This is a genomic window from Marinobacter sp. RI1 (assembly GCF_041155085.1).
GTDB classification, from domain to species: domain Bacteria; phylum Pseudomonadota; class Gammaproteobacteria; order Pseudomonadales; family Oleiphilaceae; genus Marinobacter; species Marinobacter nauticus.
In genome coordinates this window covers 2,879,613-2,903,796 of sequence record NZ_AP031605.1, presented here as the reverse complement: position 1 = coordinate 2,903,796, position 24,184 = coordinate 2,879,613, and the positions used below count along the sequence as shown (strand labels likewise).

20 protein-coding genes are annotated in these 24,184 nt (G+C 57.5%); 14 read left to right on the top strand and 6 right to left on the bottom strand.

What is annotated here, in order from left to right:
* The first annotated feature begins 20 nt into the window (after window positions 1-20).
* From zwf to ACAM27_RS13095, 3 genes are read left to right on the top strand one after another with little or no spacing between them, the layout of a single operon-like run.
* A complete protein-coding gene (gene zwf / locus ACAM27_RS13105) occupies window positions 21-1,496 on the top strand; it encodes a glucose-6-phosphate dehydrogenase (protein WP_222197396.1) in 1,476 nt (491 codons plus the stop codon).
* Window positions 1,489-2,202, top strand: a complete 714-nt coding sequence (gene pgl / locus ACAM27_RS13100) for a 6-phosphogluconolactonase (RefSeq protein ID WP_222197397.1) — start codon at window positions 1,489-1,491, stop codon at window positions 2,200-2,202. The genes zwf and pgl overlap by 8 nt, the downstream gene beginning before the upstream one ends.
* Before the next feature lie 50 nt (window positions 2,203-2,252).
* Window positions 2,253-2,900: a bifunctional 4-hydroxy-2-oxoglutarate aldolase/2-dehydro-3-deoxy-phosphogluconate aldolase gene (locus tag ACAM27_RS13095; protein ID WP_121206787.1), complete on the top strand. Its 648-nt coding sequence runs from the start codon at window positions 2,253-2,255 to the stop codon at window positions 2,898-2,900.
* 77 nt (window positions 2,901-2,977) lie between these two features.
* Here ACAM27_RS13095 and pyk read toward each other — a convergent pair whose 3' ends face one another.
* Window positions 2,978-4,426 carry a pyruvate kinase gene (gene pyk, locus ACAM27_RS13090; RefSeq protein WP_183578936.1) on the bottom strand — a complete coding sequence of 483 codons (1,449 nt, stop codon included), beginning with the start codon at window positions 4,424-4,426 and terminating at the stop codon, window positions 2,978-2,980.
* Window positions 4,427-4,701: 275 nt separating this feature from the next.
* On the opposite strand from pyk, the gene edd reads away from it, so the two are divergent.
* The 3 genes from edd to ACAM27_RS13075 are packed head-to-tail and all read left to right on the top strand — an operon-like array spanning window position 4,702 to window position 8,077.
* The gene (gene edd, locus ACAM27_RS13085) at window positions 4,702-6,522 is read left to right on the top strand and encodes a phosphogluconate dehydratase (RefSeq protein ID WP_369612109.1); all 1,821 of its coding nucleotides are present in this window, start codon (window positions 4,702-4,704) and stop codon (window positions 6,520-6,522) included.
* Entirely contained in the window at window positions 6,519-7,484 is a 966-nt protein-coding gene (gene glk, locus ACAM27_RS13080) for a glucokinase (protein WP_369612108.1), read from the top strand. Before edd ends, glk begins: the two co-directional genes overlap by 4 nt.
* The gene (locus ACAM27_RS13075; RefSeq protein WP_011785307.1) at window positions 7,481-8,077 is read left to right on the top strand and encodes a uracil-DNA glycosylase family protein; all 597 of its coding nucleotides are present in this window, start codon (window positions 7,481-7,483) and stop codon (window positions 8,075-8,077) included. The genes glk and ACAM27_RS13075 overlap by 4 nt, the downstream gene beginning before the upstream one ends.
* On the opposite strand, the gene glpD is transcribed toward ACAM27_RS13075, so the two are convergent.
* Both glpD and ACAM27_RS13065 read right to left on the bottom strand, forming a co-directional pair.
* Window positions 8,061-9,602, bottom strand: coding sequence for a glycerol-3-phosphate dehydrogenase (gene glpD / locus ACAM27_RS13070; RefSeq protein ID WP_369612107.1), 1,542 nt, complete (start codon window positions 9,600-9,602; stop codon window positions 8,061-8,063). The two genes, ACAM27_RS13075 and glpD, sit on opposite strands and share 17 nt — an antisense overlap.
* 84 nt (window positions 9,603-9,686) lie before the next feature.
* The gene (locus tag ACAM27_RS13065; protein WP_011785305.1) at window positions 9,687-10,937 is read right to left on the bottom strand and encodes a substrate-binding protein; all 1,251 of its coding nucleotides are present in this window, start codon (window positions 10,935-10,937) and stop codon (window positions 9,687-9,689) included.
* A gap of 200 nt (window positions 10,938-11,137) precedes the next feature.
* On the opposite strand from ACAM27_RS13065, the gene ACAM27_RS13060 reads away from it, so the two are divergent.
* Entirely contained in the window at window positions 11,138-12,139 is a 1,002-nt protein-coding gene (locus ACAM27_RS13060) for an FAD:protein FMN transferase (protein WP_369612106.1), read from the top strand.
* 20 nt (window positions 12,140-12,159) lie between these two features.
* On the opposite strand, the gene ACAM27_RS13055 is transcribed toward ACAM27_RS13060, so the two are convergent.
* The 3 genes from ACAM27_RS13055 to ACAM27_RS13045 form a co-directional block, all read right to left on the bottom strand.
* Window positions 12,160-13,614, bottom strand: a complete 1,455-nt coding sequence (locus tag ACAM27_RS13055) for a general secretion pathway protein GspF (RefSeq protein ID WP_228198054.1) — start codon at window positions 13,612-13,614, stop codon at window positions 12,160-12,162.
* Between the two features lie 120 nt (window positions 13,615-13,734).
* Window positions 13,735-16,227: a LamG domain-containing protein gene (locus ACAM27_RS13050; RefSeq protein ID WP_369612105.1), complete on the bottom strand. Its 2,493-nt coding sequence runs from the start codon at window positions 16,225-16,227 to the stop codon at window positions 13,735-13,737.
* 3 nt (window positions 16,228-16,230) lie between these two features.
* On the bottom strand, window positions 16,231-17,424 hold the full coding sequence (locus ACAM27_RS13045; RefSeq protein WP_227548969.1) for a hypothetical protein: 1,194 nt from the start codon (window positions 17,422-17,424) through the stop codon (window positions 16,231-16,233).
* Window positions 17,425-17,625: 201 nt separating this feature from the next.
* Here ACAM27_RS13045 and ACAM27_RS13040 point away from each other — a divergent pair, with 201 nt between their 5' ends.
* Genes ACAM27_RS13040 through ACAM27_RS13010 form a run of 7 tightly spaced genes read left to right on the top strand, consistent with a single transcriptional unit; the run spans window position 17,626 to window position 24,183 of the window.
* Window positions 17,626-20,304: a hypothetical protein gene (locus tag ACAM27_RS13040; protein WP_369612104.1), complete on the top strand. Its 2,679-nt coding sequence runs from the start codon at window positions 17,626-17,628 to the stop codon at window positions 20,302-20,304.
* A gap of 22 nt (window positions 20,305-20,326) precedes the next feature.
* On the top strand, window positions 20,327-21,079 hold the full coding sequence (locus ACAM27_RS13035; protein WP_369612103.1) for an SH3 domain-containing protein: 753 nt from the start codon (window positions 20,327-20,329) through the stop codon (window positions 21,077-21,079).
* The gene (locus tag ACAM27_RS13030; protein ID WP_014421172.1) at window positions 21,049-21,693 is read left to right on the top strand and encodes an outer membrane beta-barrel domain-containing protein; all 645 of its coding nucleotides are present in this window, start codon (window positions 21,049-21,051) and stop codon (window positions 21,691-21,693) included. The genes ACAM27_RS13035 and ACAM27_RS13030 overlap by 31 nt, the downstream gene beginning before the upstream one ends.
* Before the next feature lie 12 nt (window positions 21,694-21,705).
* Window positions 21,706-22,209, top strand: a complete 504-nt coding sequence (locus tag ACAM27_RS13025; protein ID WP_278803373.1) for a TlpA disulfide reductase family protein — start codon at window positions 21,706-21,708, stop codon at window positions 22,207-22,209.
* Between the two features lie 19 nt (window positions 22,210-22,228).
* Window positions 22,229-22,465 (top strand): DUF4266 domain-containing protein, encoded by a 237-nt coding sequence (locus tag ACAM27_RS13020; RefSeq protein ID WP_222180059.1) that lies wholly within the window; start codon window positions 22,229-22,231, stop codon window positions 22,463-22,465.
* The gene (locus tag ACAM27_RS13015) at window positions 22,452-23,612 is read left to right on the top strand and encodes a DUF3570 domain-containing protein (protein ID WP_374730288.1); all 1,161 of its coding nucleotides are present in this window, start codon (window positions 22,452-22,454) and stop codon (window positions 23,610-23,612) included. The genes ACAM27_RS13020 and ACAM27_RS13015 overlap by 14 nt, the downstream gene beginning before the upstream one ends.
* A gap of 19 nt (window positions 23,613-23,631) precedes the next feature.
* The gene (locus ACAM27_RS13010) at window positions 23,632-24,183 is read left to right on the top strand and encodes an AraC family transcriptional regulator (RefSeq protein ID WP_369612102.1); all 552 of its coding nucleotides are present in this window, start codon (window positions 23,632-23,634) and stop codon (window positions 24,181-24,183) included.
* The last annotated feature ends 1 nt before the right edge of the window (window position 24,184 follow it).

The window sequence follows — 24,184 nt, the reverse complement described above, 5'->3', positions numbered from 1 at the left end:
AATCATGGAGGGCGCGACTCATGGTAAAGAACGCGAATGCCCCGTGTGACCTGATGCTTTTTGGCGCCTTGGGTGACCTGGCTCAGCGTAAACTCTTCCCTGCGCTGTATCAGCTGGAGCGCGCGGGCTTGCTCGCGCAGGGCAGTCGCATTCTGGCGATTGCGCGCACGAAGGCAACAACAGCGGACGTCCGGGAGCAACTGTTTGAAAAGCTTCGCTATCATGTGAAAGACCGTGAGTTTGATGCTGGTGTTGCGAATGCATTTCTGCAGCGGGTGGATTACCTGTTGCTGGATTTCACAGATCCTGAGGGCTATGGGGCTCTGCGTGAGTGGCGGGATGAACCCAACAACGAACTCATCGTCTATATGGCCACGCCGCCTTCGATGTATGGCGTGATTGCCCGCAATATGAAAGCGACCAGTTGTTGTAATGAGAAAACCCGGGTGGTGGTGGAAAAGCCTATTGGCCACGACCTTGAGTCGTCCCGGGTCATCAACGATGAGCTTGGAGAGGTCTACCACGAAAACCAGTTGTTCCGGATTGATCACTATCTGGGTAAGGAGACCGTGCAGAACCTGATTGCCCTGCGATTCGCCAACAACCTGTTTGCCTCCCAGTGGGACCAGAATCATATCTCTCACGTTGAAATTACCGTCGCGGAGAGCGTCGGTATAGAAGGGCGCTGGGGCTATTTTGACCAGGCCGGTCAGATTCGCGACATGATTCAGAATCACCTGCTGCAGTTGCTGTGCCTGATTGCGATGGATCCGCCTGCTGACCTGTCAGCGGACAGTATCCGGGACGAGAAGGTAAAGGTACTCAAGGCGCTGAAGCGGATTACCCCGGACATGATGGATCGGTACGTCGTGCGTGGTCAGTACACTGCAGGCACCAGCAATGGCAAGCCGGTTCCGGGTTATCTGGAGGAGGAAGATGCCAACAAGGGCAGTGCCACCGAAACCTTCGTGGCCCTGAAGGCTGAGATCGACAACTGGCGCTGGTCTGGTGTGCCATTTTACATCCGCACGGGCAAGCGACTACCGGAGAAGCTTTCCCAGATCATCATCCATTTCAAGCCCGCGCCTCACTACATTTTTGACCCGGACCAGAAGCATTTGGCCAACAACAAACTGATTATCCGGTTGCAGCCGGATGAGGGAATGGCCCTGAAAATCCTGACCAAGGATCAGGGTCTGGATAAGGGGATGCGATTGCGGCAGGGACCGTTGGAGCTGACCTTCTCCGAAACCTTTGAAGCGGAACGCATTCCGGATGCCTATGAGCGTCTGCTGTGGGAGGTGATGAAAGGTAATCAATACCTTTTTGTTCGCAGAGATGAGGTGGAATACGCTTGGCGCTGGGTCGACGAGATTATCGCGAACTGGCGAGACAGTGGCGAACCGCCCAAGCGATATGCCGCCGGCACCTGGGGCCCGGTTGCCTCCATTGCCATGATCACACGGGATGGGAGGAGCTGGTATGAGGATGCCTGACATTCGCTTGCCAGAGGGGGTCGGGTTCCACGCCGACGATAATGCCGGGGGCGTGGCCCGGGCCTTGGCCTCGACCGTCGCCGATGTGCTCGCCAGTCGTCTTGAACAGGCGCCCAGGGCCAGCCTGGTGGTGTCCGGAGGCTCTACGCCTTTACCCTTCTTCAAGGCGTTGTCCGACGCGGATCTGGACTGGTCCAGAGTGGATGTTGTGCTGGCGGACGAGCGCTGGGTGCCGGAGGGCGACCCTGCCAGTAACACAACCCTGGTCAGAAACAATCTGTTAGTGGGCAGGGCTGCGAAAGCCCGTTACCTGGCACTGAAGCAGCCGGGGGAAATCCCGGATCAAGGATTGGAGGCAGTTCGGCAGGCGCTTTCGGTGCTGGTTCTGCCGGTGGATGTGGTGATACTGGGAATGGGCAATGACGGTCATACCGCTTCGCTGTTTCCGGATGCGCCTGAGCTGCCTGAAGCCATGGATAAGTTCAATACTGGCCTAGTAGCGGCGATGACACCCGAATCCCAGCCTCAGCCCAGGGTGACGCTGACCCGGGCGGTACTGGCGCAAGCGCGCTTTACCGCGCTGCACCTGAAAGGGGAGGACAAGCTGGATACACTCAGAAGGGCGTGTTCGGCTCTGGATGATGTATTTGCCATGCCGGTGCGGGCCTTCCTGAAACCCGGCCTGGAAGTGTTCTGGAGCCCGTGACGGCGCGTTGCTTGTCTGGTCACCGCCGCTAACTGCTTTAGGAGATCATCATGAATCAATTGTCGGACTATCATCGCGAGCGGGTGCAGGCCGTTCTGGCAGCCTCACCTCTGGTGCCTGTGATTGCGATCAAAGACCCGGACGATGCCATCCCGCTGTGCCGTGCGCTGGTAGATGGAGGTATTCGGGTGCTTGAAATCACCTTGCGCACAGAGCATGGAGTGCGTGCCATTGAAAAGGTCAGAAAAGCCATTCCCGAAGCCTGGGTTGGTGCAGGAACGGTTACCAGTATTGCCCAGTATCGACAGGTGGAGTCTGCTGGTGCGCAGTTTGTGATTACCCCCGGGGTTACTGAGGCCATTCTGGAGTTCGGTGTTACCTCCGAGGCACCGCTGTTACCAGGGGTTTCGACGGTGTCCGAGCTGATGATGGGGTATGCGTTGGGCTATCGGGAGTTCAAGTTTTTCCCGGCGGAAGTGGCAGGGGGTATCCCTGCGCTTAAGGCCTTCAGCGGGCCATTTCCCGATGTCGTCTTTTGTCCGACTGGTGGCATTAGCCGCCAGACAGCCAGAGATTATCTGGCGTTACCGAATGTCTGTGCTGTTGGTGGGTCCTGGCTCACGCCGGCAGAGGCCATTGCCGGTAAAGACTGGCCGGCAGTGTCGGAAATTGCCAGGGGAAGTCTGGGCGACCTTTAAACCGGTAAACACAAAACCCACCGTCGTGGTGGGTTTTGTGTGTCTGGCCGAAGGCTGTGTCAGGCGCTGCTCGGCGGCTAGCGGATATCGCTGCCAACGCGCACGATTTTCATAGTGTTGGTGCCGCCCTGAGCGTTGACGTAATCCCCCTTGGTAATCACCACCAGATCACCTTCGCCGACTACGCCGCGTCTGCGCAGTTGTTCCACGGCCTCAGCATTGGTCTGCTCATTGGCAATCCGGGCCGAATCGAAGGGTATGGTCTGCACGCCGCGGAAAAGAACCACCCGGTGCTGGGTGGAGTGATGGCGCGACAGGGCAAAGATCGGCAGGCTGGACTTGATGCGTGACATCAGTCTGGGGGTAGCGCCTGTCTCAGTCATGCAGATGATGGCACGCACACCCTGTAGGTGGTTGGCGGCGTACATGGCAGACAAAGCGATGGCTTCGTCGACCCGCTCCATGCTCTCGTGAATCCGGTGTTTGGACTGGTGCATGGAGGGATGCCGTTCGGCCCCCAAGCAGATGCGGACCATGGCCTCTACCGCTTCTTTCGGATAGTCACCTACTGCGGTTTCGGCCGACAGCATGACCGCGTCGGTGTAGTCCATTACGGCATTCGCGACGTCGGACACCTCGGCCCGGGTGGGCATCGGGTTGGTGATCATCGATTCCATCATCTGGGTCGCGGTGATTACTGCCCGGTTCAGTACCCGGGCGCGGGCGATGATGTGCTTTTGAACCGCTACCAGTTCGGCATCGCCAATCTCAACCGCCAGGTCGCCCCGAGCGACCATGACGGCGTCTGAGGCGAGGATGACCTCATCCAGAGCCTGGTCGTCGTGTGCCAGCTCCGCCCGCTCAATTTTGGCGACCAGGCCTGCTTCCGAGCCGGCTTCGCTCAGCAGTCTGCGTGCGATGTGCATATCTTCGGCGGTGCGCACGAATGAGACGGCGACATAATCCGCGCCAAGTTTGGCGGCGGTAACAATGTCCTGCTTGTCTTTCTCCGTCAGAGCTTCGGCAGACAGTCCTCCGCCTCGTTTGTTCAGGCCCTTGTTGTTGGATAATGGGCCGCCAATAAGTACCTTGGAGGTAATGCTGTGCTCGTCTACCGACATCACTTCCATTTCGATGCGGCCGTCGTCGAGCACCAGAATGTCGCCGGGGGTAACGTCTTCAATCAGTTGCTCGTAGTCGATGCCCACCCGCTCTGCTGTGCCGGCGTTCTTGTCCATGCTGGCGTCGAGAACGAAGGTTTGCCCGGCTTCCAGAAAGACCTTGTTATCGGTGAATCGCGCGATGCGCAGCTTGGGGCCCTGAAGGTCGGCGAGAAGGGCAACAAAGCGGCTCTGTGCTGCAGCGGCTTCACGAACCTGGCGGGCCCGGGCCATGTGCTCTTCGGCGCTGCCATGGGAAAAATTCAGGCGAGTCACGTCAACGCCAGCCTTGATGATGGCGGCAAGTGACTCCGGTGTGTCTGTGGCGGGGCCGAGCGTGGCGACAATTTTCGTGCGCCTGAGCATATGTGGGTGTCCTTATTCCGGGTTCGCCGGTATGGTCGAAGAGTCGACAGTGCCGGCGGTCAATGAAAACGGGTGCCAGTATATGAACTACTGATGACCCTTCTGTGACACGGTTTCACCTCGCTAGATGTTCGAGGGCTCCCGGTGCCTGCTTTCGTGATATGTAGTAAAGTTACCAAAATAATGGCGATAATTTTTTGCTGTGTCTATGTTTTGAAGCGTTTTTTACTATTCTTTGTTCTATGTTCGAGTGAATCCGTAGAGGAGGCTGCAGGATGCATCCAACCATAGTGAAGGTTACTCAGAGAATTGTGGCCCGAAGTCAAGCCACGCGGCAAGAGTACCTCCGTCGTATGGCGGCGCTGAAAAAGAACTCCCCCCAACGGGGCACGCTGTCCTGTGGCAACCTTGCCCACGGCTTTGCCGCCTGTAATCAGGCGGATAAGAACACGCTCAAGTTGATGAACAAGGCCAACGTGGCAATCGTAACGGCCTACAACGATATGCTTTCGGCTCATCAACCCTACCAACAGTTCCCCGATATCATCCGCGAGGCGGCCCATGGTATGGGGTCGGTGGCCCAGGTTGCCGGGGGCACACCCGCCATGTGTGATGGCGTGACCCAGGGGCAGCCTGGCATGGAGCTCAGCCTGTTCTCCCGGGACACGATCGCCATGGGCACGGCGGTTGCTCTCAGCCACAACATGTTTGATGCCACGCTGTTGTTGGGGATCTGCGACAAGATTGTTCCGGGGCTGCTCATCGGATCGCTGAGTTTTGGCTATCTGCCGACCATACTGGTACCCGCCGGCCCCATGCCGTCCGGATTGCCCAACAAAGAGAAGCAGCGCATCCGTCAGCTCTATGCTGAAGGCAGGATTGGCAAAGAGGAGTTGCTGGAAGCCGAGAGCAAGTCATACCACAGTCCCGGTACCTGTACCTTTTATGGCACCGCCAACAGCAACCAGCTGTTGGTTGAGGTGATGGGGCTGCACTTGCCGGGTGCCGCCTTTGTGAATCCAGGCACACCGCTGCGTGATGCGCTGACCAGGGCAGCGACGGAACAGGTGATCCGGTTATCGAAACCTAACGGTGGAGATCTGGGGCTGGGCGATATGGTAGACGAAAAGAGCATCGTCAATGCTCTGGTGGCCCTGCTGGTAACGGGCGGCTCAACCAACCACACCATTCACTGGATAGCCATCGCCCGCGCTGCCGGCATCATCATTGACTGGAATGACTATGCCGAGCTTTCTGCGGTTGTGCCCTCGTTGACCCGTATCTATCCCAATGGCCAGGAGGATGTGAATGCCTTCCACGAGGCGGGTGGTACGCCGTTCCTGATCCGCGAACTGCTTGCTGGCGGATACCTGCATAACGACGTGCACACAGTGATGGGCCCAGGCTTGGAGCAGTACGCCCGCATGCCGGAACTCGACGATGGTAAGCCCGCCTGGAAGCCTGCAGCTGAGCAAAGTGCCATGCCGGAGGTACTCCGTGGTGTGGCCGAGCCTTTTGCGCCGGATGGTGGGCTCAGGGTGCTGGAGGGCAATCTGGGCAGGGGCGTGATCAAGGTCTCGGCAGTCGCGCCTGAGCACCATACCATTGAGGCCCCGGCCGTGGTATTCAACGATCAGAACGAGCTCAAGGCGGCCTTCGAGGCCGGAGAGCTGAATCGGGATTGCGTGGTAGTTGTGCGATTTCAAGGACCCCGTGCCAATGGTATGCCCGAGCTACACAAGCTCACCCCTTATCTGGCGGTGTTGCAGGACAGGGGCTACAAAGTGGGCCTGGTGACGGATGGCCGGATGTCTGGCGCTTCCGGGAAAGTACCTGCCGCCATCCACGTATACCCCGAAGCGTTAGATGGCGGACCTTTGGCCCGAGTTGAAGACGGGGATACTGTTATCCTGGATGCCCGCAACGGAACCCTCAGCATCAGGGTAGAGGATGACGTGCTGGCCGCCCGCAGGCCTGCAACGATGGATTTGTCCGGCTATCATACGGGCTACGGGCGGGAGCTGTTTGGTTGGTTCCGTCGTTCGGTAAGCAACCCTGAACAAGGTGCCAGTTTTTTCTGGAACCACGAGGCATGACGGCAGAACACTATTCTCTGGTGGGGGACATTGGGGGAACCAATGCACGCTTTGCTCTGGTGGGGCAGGGCAGTATAGAGCCAAAAGCTATTGAAGTTTTGCACTGCCGTGATTACGAGAACCTGGATCAGGCGGTGGTCACCTATCTGAAACGTGTAGGTGTGGCGTCGGTCAGGCAGGCCTGTCTGGCCGTGGCCTCCCCCTTGCGCGGTACCCGGGTGACAATGACCAACAACCACTGGCGCTTTGATATTGAGGCGGTGCGACAGGTCTTTGGCTGGTCGGCCTTCAAGGTCATCAATGATTTTACAGCCACGGCGCTGGGCGTGCCCCATGTATCGGACGCCAATCTGGTGCACGTTTGTGGCGGCCCGGGAGACCCTGGCCGGCCGAAACTGGTGATGGGCCCGGGAACGGGGCTGGGCGTTTCCGGTCTGGTTCCGATTCGAAATGGCTGGGTGCCTTTGGTGACTGAAGGGGGCCATGTGGATTTTGCGCCCACCGATGACACGGAAATGGACGTGTTGCGCCTTCTCCGGTCCCGGTTTGGGCGGGTGTCGGTCGAGCGGATTCTGTGCGGCCCGGGTTTGCTGAACCTGTATCAGGCCCATGCCGAAATCCGTGGCGTGGCGGCCCCGCTCGATGCTCCGGAGAAGATTACAGCCGCCGCTGTGGACGCCTCCGATGCCTTGGCCGGGGAAGTCCTTCGGCATTTCTGCGAAATGCTTGGGCGAACCGCAGGCAATTCGGCGCTGACGCTGGGGAGTCTGGGCGGCGTGTATCTGTGTGGCGGTATGCTGCCAGGATTTCTCGACTTTTTTCTTGAGAGCCCGTTCCGTGAAGCCTTTGTAGCCAAGGGGCGGATGCGTCCGCTAATGGAATTTACACCGGTTTACGTGGTGACAGAGCCCTATACTGGTTTACTGGGAGCTGCCGAAGCGTTAGGAAATTCCGAGGTATGACCGATTCTTTGATAAACCTGTCCTTTGATGAGCTGGTTCGGCGTGTTCGTGCCTGTCAGATTTGTGCAGGCGATCTGCCCCACGAGCCGAGGCCGGTCATTCAGCTTAGTGAATCCTCCCGCATTCTCGTGGTCGGGCAGGCGCCGGGTCGACGGGTACACGAAACCGGTCTGCCGTTTAACGACCCCAGTGGCGACCGGCTGCGCCAATGGATGGGCATTACCCGCGACACCTTTTACGATGAACAGAAACTCGCCATTCTGCCCATGGGATTCTGTTATCCGGGCACCGGTAAATCCGGAGACCTTCCTCCACGCCCCGAGTGCGCTCCGGCCTGGCGCCAGGCGTTGCTCGACCGCTTGCCGGAGATTCGCCTGACCTTGCTGATCGGTCAATATGCTCATGCCTGGCATATTCCCGGCGCAAGGCGTGCGGTTACCGAGAATGTGCGGCAGTGGCAACAATTCTGGCCTGATGTCATTCCGATGCCCCATCCCAGCCCCCGCAATAACCTCTGGTTGCGAAAGAATCCCTGGTTTGAAGCGGAAGTGGTGCCGGCCATTCAGGCCAGAGTTGCTAGCATTCTGGACTGACCTGGCCACTCCGGGCCATATACTCAGATAGCTCGCTGTATTGTTCCGGGTTAATGTACAGGCCCTGTTTGGTTCGCCGCCAGAGCAGGTCCTCTGGTGTGATCGCCCATTCGTGGGTCATCAGATAATCCACCTCGCGACGAGACAGGGTATCGGTAAACCAGTGGCCGAGATCGGCCATGTTCTGACAACCTTCCAGAATGTGGTAGCTGCTGGTGCCATAGCTTCGCACAAACCGATGGATCACAGCATCGTCCAGCCAGGGGAAATCGGCCGCGAGTTCGGTGGCCAGTTGCTCCTGAGTGTTGAAGTCCCCGCCGGGCAGCACGGCCGTTCGGGTCCAGGACCGGCCGGCACCGGGAAAATAGCGACTGACCTGATCGGTCACAGCTTCGGCGAGCTTCCGGTAGGTGGTGATCTTGCCCCCGAACACCGAGATCAAAGGGGGCAGCGAGTCCTCATCATCAACCTCGAATGAGTAGTCGCGAGAGGCAGACTGTGCGGTGCCACCCTCGTCGTCCATCAGCGGCCGAACACCGGAGTAACTCCAGACTACATCGTTGGCGGACAGTTGCCGGCGGAAATACTGGTTGACGATCGACAGCAGATAGTCGGTTTCCTCTGGGGAAATCCGTGCCTGCGACGGATCGCCCACGTAATCGACATCGGTGGTGCCGATCAGGGAGAAGCGGTCCTCGTAGGGGATCACGAAAACAATGCGCTCGTCCTGATTCTGAAGAATATAGGCTTCGGTATCCTGATTGAGCCTGGGTACCACGATGTGGCTGCCCTTGACCATGCGGATCTGCTTGGGAGCTGGCATAGACAGGCTTTCACCGAACAGGCTGCTGACCCAGGGGCCGGTGGCGTTAACGACCACCTTGGCGCGGATGTTGTACTGCTTGTCCCGGTGGTGATCGTCCAGGGTGGCGTGCCATTGCCCGTTACGGCGCTCGGCGCGGCTACAGCGGGTGCGGGTCAATACGGTTGCGCCTTTTTCAGCGGCCTTGCGAGCAGACAGTACCACCAGCCGGGCATCATCAACCCAGCCATCCGAATACTCGAATCCACGGCTGATGTCTGGTTTCAGGGGCGAGTCCGGGCCAAAGGTAATAGACCGGGAGCCGGGCAGCAGTTCGCGCTTGGCCAGATGATCGTAGAGGAAAAGGCCGGTACGGATCATCCACGCTGGTCGCAGGTGGGGCTGATGGGGCAGGCGAAAACGCATCGGCCACATGATGTGGGGGGCGTTTCGTAGCAGGGCCTCCCGTTCACCGAGTGCTTCCCTGACCAGCCGGAATTCGTAATGCTCAAGATAGCGCAGACCGCCGTGGATAAGTTTGCTGCTGCTGGACGAAGTGGCAGAGGCAAGATCGTTCATCTCACACAGAACAACCCGAAGCCCCCGGCCTGCGGCGTCCATGGCAATTCCGGTGCCGTTTACGCCGCCCCCGACCACCAGAACATCGCATTGCGTGGGGGGAGTGTGAGAGTTGCCTGAAACCAGTCCTTTGTTATTTGCCACTGCCTGAGTGCTCCTGATAATCGCACATAACGCCTGTCATGGAACGATTATCAGGAAACTGCCTGGTCCGGTAAAGCGACCCTGTCACAGGCGGGTGGGCTTACCTGCCTCTTTGCGGCGTTGCTCCCACTCTTCGCGGGTTTGTGCGGCTTCATCACCGGGCAGGAAGTCGATGATCTCGAAGTAATCAGAGCTGAACTGGTCTGCCACCACGGTTTCACGAGGTTTGATCCGGACCACGTAGACGGTCTGGACATTCTGGTGGTCGAACTCGCGCCAGTACTGTTCATCTTTCAGGAAGCTGTAGCGATGCCCCTCAAGGGCCCGGATAACGGCGTCTGTGTTGGTGCTGCCGGCCCGTTCGACAGCATCCTTGTACTGGTAAACAATGCTGTAGGCCGAGGCCGCGGATGATGAAGGGCGCATTTCATAGCGGTCTGAGAAGGCCTCAACAAAGTCTTTACCGCGCTGGTAGTTGTTCTCGTAGGGCAGGTTCCAGACCCAGGGGGCGGCACCAACAACACCTTCCATGATGGTCGGGCCAACCTGTCTGACCATCCCCAGTGTCAGGTTGGGCACAACGATCTGCATTTTTTCCGTCAAACCCATTTCATAGGCCAGGTTCAGAGCCCGGACCATGTCATCGCCGAACAATACCATCATCAATACCTTGGCATCGCTCTCCTGGGCCTGTTCCAGCGCTGCGCGGAAATCATTGATCAGCGCCCGGGGGAAGGGGGTTTTTACACCCTGGTGCACGTCGGTGTTTTCGGTGTTGGAAAACTTTCGTACCGATTCTTCCACGGACCATCCCCAGGTGTAGTCTGAGGTGATGTAGAAAAACTTCTGGTCGGCGTGGTTACGATTGAGATACTGGCTCAGTGCCTTGGCCGTCATCCAGGCGTTGTAGGGCTCCCGGAACATATATCGATGCCCCTCGGCGCCGGTGGTGGCATTGGAGTAGGTCAGGGTGCCGAAGTAGATTCGGTTACGATCCCTGGCGGCTTTGCCGGAAGCAATAGCGACGGCGCTGGAGACGCCACCGAAAACCATCTGCGCGCCCTCGCGGTCAATCAGTTCGGCGGTATTTCTGGCGCCCTGGTCTGGTTCTCCACGGGTATTGCGAATCACCAGTTCGAGGGGCTGGCCCATAACACCGCCTGCCTGGTTGATTTCATCTACCGCCAGATAGGCGCCAAGCCGTTGTTGAAGGCCCTGGTCCTTGTATCTTCCGGTCTGGGGGTAATTCAAACCTATCTTGAGGGTATCGGCGAGGACGGTCGTGCTGGATAATAGCAGGACAGTCGCAAAGATCAGCGCGTTCCTTGGTCTCATTTACGTTGGCCTCCGTAACGGCAGCACAGCTGGTATGGCTGCGTTGCAAACAGTTATTTTGATTGTTTATTGGGCAACTCAAGTGTCAGCCGATACTGTCCGGCCAACAATGGGACTAAAGTTGAAGTTCCGGTAACAATTTGTAGGACGAGCGTTCGATCACACAACCGTTGCTATAAGGCAGGGAAACATTGAGAAGAATGACCTATTCGCGCTCGACTGAAAGCCTGTCGGTGGTGCTCATGGCATTGCTCGCATTGCTGGTGGCGATTCCGGCCAGTGCCGAGTGGCACCGATACTCCGACACGGCAATGACAACGCCCGTTGAGCTTGAGTTCTGGGCTGATGAAAGCGTGACCGCCGATGTGGTGGCCCGTGAGGTATTCGATGTATTTCACCATGTCGATACCCAAATGAGCCGGTACCGGGCAGATTCTGAATTATCAGCGCTGAACCAGGAGGCTGGAAAAGGCCCGGTTAACGTCAGTGATGGTCTGTTTAAGGTGCTTCAGAAAGCCCGTGAGGTGTCCGAGCTGAGTGAGGGGGCATTCGATGTCACCTTTGGCTCGGTGGGTTACCTCTATGACTTTCGGGCCGGCAAGCAGCCAACGGATGAACAGGTAGCGACCGGGCTCACGCGGGTAAACTTCCGCGATGTCGTACTGGATGTATCCGGGCAAACGGTGGCGTTTCGCCAGCCGGGAATGCTGGTGGACCTGGGCGGCATTGCTAAAGGTTACGCTGTCGATCTGGGTATTGAAGTGCTTGAAGCCCACGGCATACGCCACGCCCGGTTGAGTGCTGGCGGTGATATGCGTCTGCTGGGGGACAAGCGGGGGCGCCCGTGGTATGTGGGTATCCGGGATCCCCGGTCTGGCAATGACAACGCGGTGGTGTTGCCTTTGGCGGATGTTGCGGTATCCACATCCGGCGACTACGAGCGCTTTTTTGTTGATGACGCCGGTGAGCGCGTGCACCACATACTGTCACCGAGCACTGGCCGTTCGGTGAAGGGAGTACAGAGCGTTACGATTATTGGTGACGATGCATTGACCACCGATGGCTTGTCCACCGCGGTTTTTGTTCTGGGCCCTGAGAAAGGCCTCAAGATGGTGGAGCGCTTGCCGGCGATCGATGTGGTTGTGATCGACGACAAACGCATGATGCATGTGTCAGAAGGGCTGGTTCCCCCAGAGCCGTAGTAGAGGCAACGTCCCTGCTGTCAGCCGTTGATGGTGCCGTTGACCACATTGGAGAACGCAATCAGGCTGTCCTGCATGGTGCTGTTGCCCAGGCCGTGGCCGGTAAAGCGAGCGCCAAAATCACCCTGTTCGCCATGCAGTGCCATGTAGTTCAAAAGCACCGTTTGAACCAACTGGTTGACGTTGTTGGCGGCCGGGCTGGAACCTGTGTCAACGGATGCATCTGGACGCATGGAGCCGATTTGCCTTCTAATCGGGGTAGGGCGGCCCTTTGGATCGTAGATGAGGAAGAACGAGGCAGCCGTTTGTTGGTTGTCACCAGTCCATTCACCTTTGCCTCTGCCTTCCAGGGAGTCATCAATTCGACCATTGCTGGAAACCGAGCCGTCGCTGAATACATACAGCATCAGCGGCGTTCCAATTCGTGCAGCGTATTCGAGACATGCCCCCATGCAGCGGCCTGCCTGTTCGTCCCGCCGCTCTCCCGTGCCTCGCTCACCAGTGTGGTAGTCGTATCCACCCATGGTGATAGTACCTGCACCAGCGTAGCCGTTAAGCACCAGTTTCATCACAGAGGCTGTTTTCTGGAATTCCCGATTCCCGTTGAATTCCGAGCTTGAGAAAATACCGGCCGGGCCAACGATGTCGGGATCGGCCATTGGATCAAGAGGGTTTGCCTCTTTGCCATAACGGTCTGCGAGGTCTGCACTCTTGAGATACCCGCACTTCACCAGCTTTTTGACCACCTCATCTGTGGTGATCCCAGCGTTCACTTTTTTCATTTTGGCGTCGCTGATCTGGTAGATAGACTCCATGACGGCCACAGCATCGGAGGGATCAAGAATTCCGATCAAATCGCCTACGTCTACCAGGCCCGAGGCATCAGATGGGCGGTCTACCTTGGTGGGCCTCACTTCGGGGTCTATCAGGTTCATCGGCGCCATGGAGTTGCCCCCGGATTCCGAGCTCTGGGAGCCTATTAACGTAAGTAACTCTCCGTTGGCGCCGGCTTTGTAGATTCCATACATCGGGTTGTGTGGATTGTTGCCAGTATCGTTTTCTGAGCGAGCGGCGATGATAGCGCCATCCACGCCTGCGCGTGTGCTGGCACTGGTGCTTTGCATAATACCTCTCAGAAAACCACTATCGGAATGAAACGCCAGGCCAAGCTCCTCGTTTACGAAGGCTGGGTCAGAAGGCAGCATGTCACCCGGAAGCCCGAGTTTGTTGTATCCCGCAGTGGTTAGAAAGTCCATCTGACCACCCGCTTTGCCCATGAGTACGTTGGAGCCCGCGATGTTGGCGCCGCCGGCCAGATCAAAGCAGATGAAGGGTATCTTTCCGGCACCGGACACGGCGATACCGCAGCTTTCTTTCAGATTCTCGAGATCGGACGACAGCGCTGCGGCTGCCTGACGTGGATTGGCGAACAGGCTGAAGACCGAGGCGCCGAACAGGGTGGCCGAACCTGCCATCAGTCCTTGGGAAATAAACTCGCGTCTGGTCCGCGGCTTGCCATGATCCTGGTGGAGGAGGGGGCTGCCGTTTGCCAAAGGTTTTTTCCGGGATTTGCGTATAAACATGATCGGCTTCCTTTACTGAACCAATGTGGTGGCGCTGCCAAGAACAGCGGCACAACTTGCCTTGACAATCGTCTTGGTGCGGTCATCTTCACAAGCATTACCACCACAGGCCTTCAACTTATTGATGAGTGCATACAGCTCTGTCTGGATCTCATTGTCGCTCGGTTGGGAAGCCAGATTATCTCCCACGAAATGGGTCATCAGGGAGCTTGTAATCAAGCTGTTGCCGCCATGATCAAAAGCGCTTTCGGCCGGAGCAGAAAAGTTAAAGCCAGGGAACATAGTTGATCGGAGCTCGTTGTTCTCTATCAACGCATCGCAATACTGGATAGCCAATTGCGTAACCGCCATCTGGTGCGACGACAGGAACCCCTGAATATTCTCCACCGTGGGCAGTTGTTGCTTCACGGTATTGTAGGTGGCACTTACATCCGGATGCGTGGTGGCAACGCCGGTCATTCGGGCCATGGAGGCATTGATTTCATCAAAGGTTTTCAGACCGATTTCCGGTGACGCCGGAAGGTCTGCCGGCTCGGGCTGCGGCAGGGGCGCGGGCTCGGTCCGGGCAAACTGGTTGCTGCCAATCTGATCAAAGGTCAGGAAGAACTCGTCAATTCCGGGGCCGCCTTCAAGCGCAATAATGGTGCCCAGAGGGGACAGTGGCTGGCCGATGCCTGGCTGGTAGAGGTCTGCATCCAGCAGGACATCAAGGTTGGCCCAGGCTTGCCCGACAGTGGCTTCTTTGCCGTTGATACCCAAACGCATTCCCCTGAGCGGGATATTCGAGGGCTCGACGCTGTCATCCAGGCTGATGAAAAACGGACTGGTGAATCGGTAGGCGTAGCTGTCGAACTGGCTGACTTCAAAGACGATAAAGCTCTGTGGCAGGTCAATCAGGTGGGAGACCCCGAACAGCAGATAGAACTTCTGGCCTACACCTACTTCAAAGTTGGCCTGAATCTGCCGGGGTGTCAATGCACGGTTGTGAATGGCCACCATACGGATGGCCCCCTGCCACGGGGAATTACCGTCGGTTTCATTACCCAGCACCAGGGCAAAGCTGTCGTCCCACTCGGTTAGAAGTCCGCCCTCGTCAGGATCAAGGACGCCCGAAAACTCGCCATTGACAAAGATCTGTCGACCGGTCGTCGGGCTGTAATTAACCACCACATGCTGCAAGGTTGCTTGCAACAGCATATCGGCATCCTGAGTTGCAAAGGCGCTGTTCTCGTCGCTGGTGGTGGAGCGATGCAGTACTTCGTAACGCTGGAGCGACTGGCTCAGGGTTACATTGCGTGTGGTCGCGGAACCGGAATAGGTGACGATGCGGGCGTCTTCCTGGGTGATATTCCCGGGAGCTACCCAGGCTTCGATGCTGTATTCACCGGAGGTGGTCAGTTGGGTGTGGAGTTTTCGGCTTGCCGAGGTGCTGCCCTGGGCCTTGCCGGCAGGCACCATGAATCCTTCGCTGTTTTCTCCTGCGGGGCCAAGGTCAATGCCCCAGCCGCCAACCCAGTCAACGTTGCCGCTGAGCGTTAGATTGAGCGGTGGCTCAATACCGCTGGTGTCAAATGCAGTTTGCCCTTCACCCGCTTTGAATTCGTACAGGGCAATGACATTGTCTTCATAGCGACCGCCGGAGTTGGCCAGCAGGCCGTCGGCACTGAGCTCAACCGCCTTGCTGACCACCAGAGCAGGGTCGACAGGCGTTGCGCTCAGGTCCTTGACCATTTCCAGAATCTTCATTTCCATCAGGTTGGCCGAGGCTACGCAGTCGTTATCCCAGCAATTATGGAAGTCAAAGCGCAGCCGCTGTACCAGGCGAGAGTCGGCGGGCACCGTGGCATCAATGCGGCTTCGGGCCTGGTCGTAGGCGGTGTTTACATCGGCACTGGCAATATAGGGTGTCTGACCACCATCGCTATGGCACTCGCTGCAGTACTGTTCGAGCACCGGATACACTGTGGTGGCGAACAGGCCGGGCTCGGCCGGCAGAGAAATGGTGGCCCCCGGATCTTTCAGGGCCGGTGCACGTAACTCGACGGTTTTGGCCGAACCTCCACCGCCTGCCCAGTTTGTGATGTAGGTTGTCAGGATGTCGGCGCAGGCAGAGTTGCTGGATAACCAGCAGTTATGGCCACCTGCCACTTTGGTTACCATCAGGGAGTCAGACGGATCCGAGAGATTTACAATCTTCTTTGCCTGGGAATAGGCGCTGTTGACGTCCTGCTCATTAACAAAGGTGGGCGACTGACCATCGGCCCCGTGGCAGGACCCGCATTTATCCTGGGTAACCAGATTGTCCCAAACGCTGCGTTTGAAATTGGACACATCCTCGGTTGCCGGGGCCGGACCACTGTAGACAATGCCGCCTGAGTTGCCGGAGGTGTTGGGAAGAGATTCTGTAGACTCTCCGCCACAGGCCGCCAGCAGCAGGGTGGCTCCCACAACAACGAGTACCGATTTCAGGGCTTGCGCCGGTGTGTGTGCTCGCAGTGTCATCATCTGTTACTCCCCCATGCAGTAAACAGCGGATTCAGCGAACACCTGCTTCAGGTTGTAGCCCTGGTTCGCGAAGCTGACAACCATACTGTTGACCTTGGCCCGGTCATCACTGTCCGAGGGTGGGCGCAGGCAAACGTTCTCGAAGACTTTCTTCACCTGACACTGGGCGAAGGCCTGGGAGTGGGCGAATTCCCGACCCAGGCTTTTGGCGCCGTTGCCGGAGCCGGGCAAGGTCGGATCCCAACCAAGGCGTCGATTGGCACCCTGGCGCCAGTAATTGTCCCAGCGGTCGTCAGGTGTGACATAACCCTGCTCAAACGTCGCCGAATTGATGTGATATTTGCTCTGAACCCGGGTTCCGGTTACCGGATCTGTCGTGCCGACGGCGTTGTAGACCAACCGCCCCAATTCACCGTCGGGGTCGTTGTTCTGGTCATACCGGTAGTCGTAATAGGCAAAGGCCTGTGTCATCGGATCCATGCCGGTGTGGCAGCCTACGCAGTTATTGAGAAAAACCCGGCTGTCTCCGCCGGGGCTGCGAGAGACATCCTGCCGAATACGGTCGGTGGGCAGGGTAACGTCAGCGACCTGCTCCAGGTCGTTGCACATGTGGTTGATCAGGGTAAACCGGAACATGGCGCGGTTGGTGCCCGCGCTGAAGAATGCTCGGGCAGAGGCACGGGAGGTGATCACGCCGGCCGTGGCCGACGAGGGTAGTCCGTTATAGCTGGACTGGCTGACCCGAATCAGGTTATCGCGCAGGCTGATGCCCCGGGATTCCAGTTCTGAGTAATGGTTGTTGTTGCTCACAGAGTAGGGCGGTAAACCGAGAGACGGATCGCCAATGTAGAGCACGTCTTCAAAAAGGATCTTCCGAAAATCCTGGTCGTCACGAACCATGCCGACAACGGTGGCAATGTAATCGTTGAGAGGCACGAACTTGGACATGGCCTCGTTGGTCCATGGCGCAGCAAAGTTCTTGAGCGTGACATCGTAAAAGGCGGGATCTTCCATGGCAATGAACGCAGCGCCTTCGGGATTGGAAGGTATCAGGTCGGCCATCGACTGGAGGACGCTCTCGGACGGTGGAACGCCCGCAATACGGTCGTGTATCTGTTTGGCCTGTTCCCTGGCGCCTGCCTCAGCCAGGCTGGACACCATTCCTGAAAGAACGATGATACTGCAAGCCATGGTCATCAGGCTTGTCATCCTGTTCCGGGCGGTCATGTCCGTATCCCTCAATGATGGTTAGCATCCGCACATTAATGCTTTTTGACAATTGTTAAAAGTTTACGACTTGCTATATCTTAAAAATTGAGTCCCAGGCCACGTTATTACATTGCGTTACGTAAAAGCTTTGGAGTGACAGGTTCGAACCGACTTAATTTATGTCATGGAATGTCATCCACCACAGGGTTTGTTACATTGGAAGTCACGTCATCGGTTCTCTCTGCTCGCTATCACCGTGGTCGGTTGCTGGCCTGTATCGGTGCACTGTCGCTGACAGGATGCCTGTCTGGCGGTGACAGCCAGAAGGCTGATCCGGTTGTGGTCGAGGAGCCGGTTGCCTACATAAAACGGCAACTTGTATTCAATGAAAACACCGGCTCGCTGGTTGAGGATGACCTTGCGAACCCCGCAGAGTTCAGGCCAGGCGCCCGCCTTCTTCTGAAGTCCAGCGCCGCAGCACGTTCTTCGGCAAAGGATATATCCTCTGCTGCATTTTCTGGTGGTGCCCCTGGACAGGGGGGCTACGATGTCAAAGATCTTCACGTGTCCCAGGATGGAAACCGGTTACTGTTTGCCTTGCGTGCCCCAGAGATAGAGGGTGCCGACGATGACGAACAGCCCACCTGGAATATCTGGGAATACGATCGGACCGCGGCATCGCTTCGCCGTATTATTGATTCGGATGTGACCGCCCGCGCGGGTCAGGACGTGGCGCCGGCTTATCTGCCTGACGGCCGGATTGTTTTCTCATCCACACGCCAGCGCGTATCCAAGGCGATTCTGCTGGATGAGGGCAAGCCTCAGTATTCCGGCCTGGACGAGGAACTGGACAGTCCGGCGTTTCTGCTTCATGTCATGGATGAGGATGGCCGCAATATCGAGCAGATCACCTTTAACCAGAGCCATGACCTGGACCCCGTGGTTATGGGCGATGGCACCATCATTTTCAGTCGTTGGGATAATGCCGGTCAGACTCGAAACAATGGTGTGAACCTTTATCGCGTCAATCCTGACGGTACCGGGTTGAGCTACCTTTACGGCCGGCATTCCCATGAGTCCATTTTGGAAGCCGGCGACATCCAGTTCCTGCGGCCTCAGACACTGGATTCAGGCAACCTGCTGGTTCAGCTGCGCCCCTTTGAAAGCGACGACTATGCGTCGGTGCTGGCAGAAATTGATGTTGAAAGCTTTGTTGAGGCCAATCTTCGCGTCGATGGCACTGAGGCTGTGGGACAACGCCCATTGATTCCGGGCATTCGCCTGAATGGCGAGTTGTCTCTTGACGGGCGCTACGGGTTTGCGTCGCCGCTACTGGATGGCTCCGGCCGTTACCTTGTCAGCTGGACTCCTTGCCGATTGCGGGAAGTTACGACCGATCGCATTGTAAATTGTACGGAAGATCGACTGGCTTCTGACCAATATCGTCCGGCCCCTCCGGTCTATGGGCTCTGGCTTCTGGATGCGGCTGAAAGCACCCGCCGTCCGATTGTGACTGCGGTAGAAGGCGTCCAGTTTGACGAGGCCTTGCTGATGCGAAGTCGCCCACTGGAACGTTTTATTCCAGAGGCCCAGTTCCCCGGCGAAGCTGGCGCGTTGGCGGATGACGGCTACGGAATTCTGCACATTCGCAGTGTTTACGATCTGGACGGCTCGGACACCACGTCAGCCGGCATCCCCGCCATGGCCAATCCGGTGCAAACGCCCCCGGAGCAGCGGCCAGCAAGATTCCTGCGCCTTGAGAAGCCCGTGGCGATACCCGATGACGACGTACGGGATTTCGACAACAGCGCTTACGGGCGAAGCCGTGGCCAGCTAATGCGTGAGATCCTCGGTTATGTGCCGGTTGAGCCGGATGGCTCGGTGAAAGTGGCGGTCCCTGCCAATGTTTCCTTTGCGATCAGCGTGCTGGACGGGCAGGGACGAAGACTCGGGCCAAGGCATGAGAACTGGCTGTCCGTGCGCCCTGGCGAGACCCGGGAGTGTTCAGGTTGCCACAATCCGGATAGCTCCGCTCCTCATGGCCGCACCGATGCTGGCCCCGCGCCCGCCTGGGCCGGGGCGCCAACCACTGGCCGGCCATTTCCGAACACCAATCCTGCACTGTTTGCCGACATGGGCGAAACCATGGCCGAGGTCTATGGCCGAATCAACGGCATTCGCCGACCGTCACCGGATCTTGTGTACGAAGATGAATGGACCGACCCGAATGTGGCGCCATTGGGCGCGAGTTTCGCGTACGCTTACGGTGACCTGGACACGGCTCCGCCCATTTCCGGTGTCTGTGCTGGCGAGTGGTCGCCCAACTGCCGTATTGTGATTAACTACGAACAGCATATCCATCCACTTTGGGGTAAGCTCCGGCAGGAAGTGGACCCTGTCACCATGGACGTCATTTCTGATTCCACCTGTACCGGCTGCCACACTACCGCTGATGCAGCAGGCGCTGCTCAGGTCCCCGCCGGGCAACTGGATCTGGGCGATGGCCCGTCACCTGCAGAGCCGCTGCACTTCAATTCTTATCGCGAACTCCTCTATCCGGACAACGAGCAGGCGTTGATGAACGGCGCCCTCGTGGATGTGCTGGTGGATTCCGGGGAGGTGCTGAGGGATGAAGAGGGCAATCCGATCCTTGATGCTGATGGGAACGAGCAACCGATCATGGTCACCGTGCCGGTTCGGCCATCCATGTCTGTCAATGGCGCTCGGTTCAGTCGATTCTTTGATGTGTTCGGAGCCGGTGGCAGCCATGAAGGTTTTCTGAAGCCTTCCGAACTGAGGCTGGTTTCAGAATGGCTGGATATTGGTGGCCAGTACTACAACAACCCCTTCGATGCCCCGGAAGACTGATCCAAGGACTCAAGCTCGCGCCATGCCCATCGCCATTCTCATGATTTTACTCTTGCTCCCTTCCCAGAGTTGGGCCGGTTGGTTATGGGGCTCTGAGGGCCAGGACGTGGCCCGGGTGCAGGTAACCGAAGCCTATCTGTCCTGGAGGACGGGCCCGGCATCCGGATACCCGGTGTTCCATACAAGTGAGAAAGGCGAGTGGCTGACCATCCTTCAGCGCAAGACCAGCTGGATCAAGGTGATGGACTCCCGAGGCAGGGAGGGCTGGGTGTCGGTGGCGGACCTGGCTCAAACCGTGGATGTCACGGGAGAGACCGTGAGCCTACAGGTTCCTGACCTGGATTCGTTCGGGAAGCGACGGGCAGAAGCCGGTTTGATGATGGGCGAGTTTGACGGTGCTGCCGTGATGGCTGGCTATGGAGGTCTTTGGCTGACCCGGAATCTGTCTGCAGAGCTGTGGGGGTCTCAGATTCTCGGCAGTGCCTCCGAGATTCGGATGGTTAATGGCAATCTGGTGCATCAGCCATTTCCGCACTGGCGGATATCGCCTTTTTTCACTCTGGGGATTGGCCATATCTGGGTTGAGCCGAAAGCGTCTCTCGCCCAGCCGGAGGAACGTGATAACAGCATCGGCCATGCCGGCCTTGGAATCAGGGCCTACATCACTGATCGATATTTCATCCGTGCCGAGGTGAAGGACTACAAAGTCTTCACGACCCGGTCCACCAACGAAGAAGCGACAGAATGGAAAATCGGACTAAGCATCTTTTTCTGAAACCGCTGTGCCTTGCGGCAGGCCTTTGCACCGCAGCGGCAGGACAGGCGCAGGAAGACCGCCCGCTGATCGAGCCCGATGTGACGCCGGTGCCGGTTACCGAAGCCCTGATCGATACCGAGAACTTCGAGATCGGGGCATTTGTGGGTGTGCTGAACATTGAGGATTTTGAATCGTCCCTGTTGTACGGCGGCAAGCTGACATACCACCTGAGCGAATCGTTCTTTTTCGAAGCAGGTGTCGGCTTTGCAGAAGGCGGCGAGACCAGTTTCGAGAAGCTGGCCGGAGATGTGGAGGTGCTGACCGACAGTGAGCGGGACTATAGCTACTACAACATCAACCTGGGGTACAACGTGCTGCCGGGTGAGGCGTTCCTCACAGAGAATTACGCCTTCAACACCAACTTCTATCTGATTGCCGGGGCAGGGGCCACGGAGTTTGCCGGCGATACCCGTTTCACCCTGAATGCGGGTGCCGGCTATCAGGTTCTATTGACCGACAGCGTGTCGGTGCATTTTGGTGTACGGCAACACTTTTACGACATTGATGTGCTTGGGGAAGAGAAGACCTCCGTCAATACCGAGGTCAGTACCGGGTTGTCTGTGTTTTTCTGAAATTAAGGAGGAATGGCTGTGAGAGCATCCATAGCAAGACTGGCATTGACGGGTGTACTGGCCTGCGCGAGCCCCTTGGCCGCGGCTGAGGCCATTAACATACCGGCGCCAGACTTTACCCTGGAAAGCCGCTCCGGGGAAAACCTGCGGCTGGAGGATCATCGGGGAGAGGTCGTTATGCTCAACTTCTGGGCTTCCTGGTGTGGGCCCTGCCGTCAGGAAATGCCCCTGATGGACGAGCTATACAGCCAGTACAAGGATCTCGGTTTCACCATTCTGGCGGTGAACGTGGATGAGAACCGGGACGAAGCCCTCCGTTTCCTCGACAAGGTGCCGGTCAACTATCCGATTCTTTACGATCCGGAGAGCTCGGTCAGTGAACTGTATGAGGTTCAGGCCATGCCAACGACGGTGATGATTGACCGGAACGGCAATGCCCGATATCTGCACTACGGCTACCAGCCAGGTTACGAGGATGAATACGAGCAACAGATTCGCGAACTGGTGCGCGAGTAACTTCTGGACGGTGCCCGCTATGCGAATTTTGTCGATCCTGTCGTCCCTGTCTCTGGTTGCACTGCTGTTTATGTCGACCGGCTGCAGCTCGGTAAAACCCTGGGTGAAACCCTACGAGCGTGACAACCTGGCGGATCCGGTCATGAGTCTGAGCAGGCATGGCACGGCTGACGCCTACATGCATCACGTCTATCAGGCCAGAGAATCCGCTCGCGGTGCTGAAGGCGGTTCAGGGGGTGGCTGTGGCTGTAACTGACAGATTTCGGGTTGCTGCTCTCAGTCTGACGGCCCTGATGGTGTTACTCACGGTTCAGTCCGCCACAGCGGCGACCTTACCCGTGGACAAAGTAGACGTGCTCTATCATCGTTACGATGGTGGCGGCATGGTGATTGATGGCCCGTCGGTGCTGGTCCGCAAAGGGATTGGCCCCCAGGTCTCATTTTCCGGTCAGTATTACGTGGATTCTGTGTCTGCTGCCTCGGTGGATGTATTGGCGACAGCCAGTGCCTACGAGGAGGAGCGCACAGAATACACCGTGGGTGTGGATTACCTGCACGACAAGGCCATTCTGAGTCTGGGTTATACCAACAGTACGGAAAATGATTACGAAGCCAATACCCTCTATTTTTCGGTGAGCCAGGAATTCTTCGGAGGCATGTCCACGGTGACCATGGGCTATGCCAGTGGCTGGGACGAAGTGGGTCGGGTTGGTAATGATTCCTTCAGCGAGGAAGCCGATCGTCGTAACTACCAGCTGGGCCTCAGCCAGGTCGTTACCCGTAACAGTCTGGTAGGCCTGGACCTCGAAGTGGTCACAGACGAGGGTTATCTGCAAAACCCGTATCGTGTGAACCGCTACATTAATCCCGACAATCCAGTGGAGTTCCTGACTCAACCGGAACGGTATCCGGAAACCCGAACCAGTACCTCCGTGGCTGTGCGAGCGCTTTACTATCTGCCGTATCGCGCCTCAATACGCGGTGAATACCGCTATTTTTCAGATACCTGGGGTATTAACGCCCATACCATGGAACTGGGTTACGTGCACGGGTTGAACCAGCACTGGACCCTTGAAGGTTCCGTCCGCTACTACACCCAGAACGAGGCGGATTTTTACAGCGATCTTTTCCCGTTCGAGAACTCCCAGACCCATCTTGCCCGGGACAAGGAACTCAGCTCGCTTTCAGGGACAACCCTGGCAGTAGGCGCGGTGTACGAATGGAAACAGACGTCGCTTCCGGGCATTGATCGTCTGCAGTTCAGTCTGTTGGTGGACTGGCTGAATTTTGATTATGACAACTTCCGGGATGTCACTGCGGCCGGAAACTATCTCCCCGGCGAAGAACCCCTTTACTCCTTCGATGCCTATGTAACCCGGGCGTCATTGATTCTTGAATACTGAGCATGCAGGAAGAACGACCATGGCCACTTGCTTGAACTCCCGATTTCCGGCGCTGTTAGCGGCATTGACCCTCGCCCTGACAGCCCCTGCCTTCGCCCAGTCCAATCCCGGGGAGGAGAAGGATGAGACCGCGGTCGCCGAGCAGGTCGAGGCCCTCAAGAAGAAGGTTATCCGGCTTAACCGGGACCTGTTTATCCTTGAGGAGGACCTGCTGTTTCCGGCCAGCACCCAGGTTGCGGTGTTTGTCAGCGTGGATGCTGGCAAGTTTCTGAAGCTGGATGCGGTCAAGCTGAAGGTTGATGACGAGATCGTTGCCTCTCATCTCTATACCGAGCGTCAGGCGAAAGCACTTGAACGCGGCGGTATGCAGAGGCTTTACGTGGGCAACCTGAAGACCGGAGCCCATCAGGTGACGGCGTTCGTCGAGGGCATCGGGCCGGATCAGCGGCCTTACAAACAGGCAGCGTCGCTGGAATTCGAGAAGGGCACCGGCACAGCTGCACTGGAGATCCGTGTTGAGGATCGCTCTTCCGATTATCAGCCTTCAGTTTCCATCGTGGAGTGGGAGTAAG